3 protein-coding genes are annotated in these 2,319 nt (G+C 71.0%); 2 read left to right on the top strand and 1 reads right to left on the bottom strand.

Annotated features, from left to right (window positions below):
* The coding region (locus tag AB0J09_RS62605) for a LysR family transcriptional regulator substrate-binding protein (protein ID WP_360713710.1) at positions 1-653 on the top strand (653 nt) is incomplete at its 5' end.
* 5 nt (positions 654-658) lie between these two features.
* Here the strand turns inward: AB0J09_RS62605 and AB0J09_RS62600 are convergent.
* The gene (locus AB0J09_RS62600; protein WP_360713709.1) at positions 659-787 is read right to left on the bottom strand and encodes a hypothetical protein; all 129 of its coding nucleotides are present in this window, start codon (positions 785-787) and stop codon (positions 659-661) included.
* Between the two features lie 236 nt (positions 788-1,023).
* On the opposite strand from AB0J09_RS62600, the gene AB0J09_RS62595 reads away from it, so the two are divergent.
* Positions 1,024-2,319, top strand: a 1,296-nt coding sequence (locus AB0J09_RS62595) for an aldehyde dehydrogenase family protein (RefSeq protein ID WP_360713707.1), incomplete at its 3' end; no start/stop codon positions are given.

Raw genomic sequence — 2,319 nt, 5'->3', positions numbered from 1 at the left:
CCCTGCGCCACTTCGACCTCATCCGCGCCGACGTGGCCGCCGCCGCCGGCCAGATCACCGGCGAGCTGCGCCTGGCCAGCCTCCCCAGCGCCACCGGCACGCTCGTCGCCAAGCTCCTGCGCGCCTTCACCGACCGCTACCCGCAGGTACGGGTCCGCCTGTTCGAGGGCGTGGACGACGACATCCGCGAATGGCTGCACCGCGGCGCCGCCGAGGTGGGCGTCGTCACCCTCCCCGCCCCCGGCCTGCACACCGTCCACCTCAGCACCCACGACATGGTCGCCGTGCTGCCCGCCGGCCACCCCCTGACCGCCCGCCCGGCCATCACCCTCGCCGACCTGGCAGGCCGGCCGTTCATCCTGACCACCGCAGGCTGCCGCCCACTGATCATGGGCGCGGCGCTGGCCGCCCAGGTCCAGTTCGACATCGCCTTCGAAGCCAGCGGCCCCGCCGCCATCCTGGAGATGGTGGCCGCGGGGCTGGGCGTCAGCATCGTCCCCACGCTGGGCCTGCCCGCCGACCTGGGCGCCGTCGTCACGCGACCCCTCGAGCCGGTGATGACCCGTTCCCTGGCCTTGGCCGTCCCGTCGCCGGCCGACTGCGCCCCGACGGCGCGAGCCTTTCTCGACCAGCTCGGCGCCTTTACAACGTAGATTTCCTACGGAACGTGCGCGTGCTTGGGGTACATGAACACGGCCGCCGCGGCCAGCCCGCCGCTGCGCCCGGCCCAGGCCTGCGCGAGCAACCGTTGGACGACCTCACGCTCGGCGCGTCGACCTCGAAGCATCGTCTGGTTCCCCCGCAGGCGTCAGCCGGTGTCCGCCAACATCGCTTTCCGCCCAAGACTAGGCGATTGCCGCCGAAGCACTACTAGGCGATCGTCGCCGACGCGAACAGCGCCAGCCCGCGGTGAGGCTGATACCGCGAGTCCTACCGTCGCAGGTTGCATCGGCTGCGGCCGTTGCGCCGATCGACGGTGGACGCGCCAGGCAGAGCAGTTCGGTTCGCACCGGAAGGACGATCATGTCGACCACCACCGTCAGCACCCTGTCCATAGCCGCCCGTAATCTGATCAACGGACAGTGGAGTGACGCCGGCTCCCTGCACGAGTCGATCAACCCCTCCACCGGCGACGTCGTCGGCACCTATGTCTCAGCGGGCCGGGCCGAGGCGCAAGCCGCGATCGCCGCCGCGCGCACCGCGTTCGACACCACCGGCTGGTCCCGCGACGCGTCGCTGCGAGCCCGGGCCCTCAACGAACTGGCCGACCGGCTCGCCGAACGCGTCCCTGACATGAGCCGTACTCTGGCCAGGGAGAACGGCAAGCTGCTCGCGCAGACGACCTGGGAGGTGTCGCTCTCCGTCGACTGGCTGCGCTACAGCGCCGCCTCCGCGCTCACCCAGATCGCCGGCCGAGCCGGCGAACCCCAGCCGGGTACCTACTTCCACTCGACCCCCGAGGCGATGGGGGTCGCCGGCATCATCGCACCGTGGAACTCCCCGGTGATCCTGCTGGTCCGTGCCCTCGGGCCGGCGATCGGCGCCGGCTGCACGACGGTGGTGAAGATGCCCGGGCAGACCGCCCTGACCAACGCTCTGTTCGCCGAGGCCGTCGCCGCCACCAAGTCCCTGCCCGCGGGTGTGGTCAACATCCTCACCGAAGCAGGCAACGAGGTGGCACCGTTCCTGGTCGAGTCGCCGGACGTCGACGTGCTCAGCTACACCGGCAGCACACACGTCGGCCGCGCCATCGCCGCCGCGGCCGCGCCGACGCTCAAGCGTGTCAACCTCGAACTGGGCGGCAAGACCCCGATGATCGTCTTCGACGACGCCGACCTGGACATCGTGGTCCCGCAACTGGTGATGAGCTGCATCCTGATGAACGGGCAGTTCTGCTGCACCGGCTCGCGGGTGCTCGCTCAGCGCGGCATCGCCGATGAGCTGCGTACCCGGCTGGCCGCCGCGCTGGAGGCCGTCAAGGTCGGGCCCGCGGAAGATCCTTCCAGCCAGCTGGGGCCGCTGATCGACAAGGCCGGCGTCGCCAGGGTGGACCGCATCGTCGCCGAGGCCGCCTCCTACGCCAAGGTCATCGTCAGGGGCGGGCCCGTCACCGATCCCGAGCTGGCCGGCGGCGCGTTCTACCGCCCTTCGCTGGTTGAGGTGGAACGACTCGACGTCCCCGTGGTGCAGCAGGAGGTGTTCGGTCCCGTCCAGACCTTCGAGGTCTTCGACGATGAGGCCGACGCACTTCACCGGGCGAACGCCACGGAGTTCGGCCTGGCCGCGTCCGTGTTCACCGGCAGCGACATCCGGGCCCGC

This window comes from Nonomuraea sp. NPDC049784 (genome assembly GCF_040659615.1).
Lineage (GTDB): Bacteria > Actinomycetota > Actinomycetes > Streptosporangiales > Streptosporangiaceae > Nonomuraea.
The sequence above is the reverse complement of the archived record's forward strand: the minus strand, read 5'-3'. Positions and strand labels throughout refer to the sequence as shown.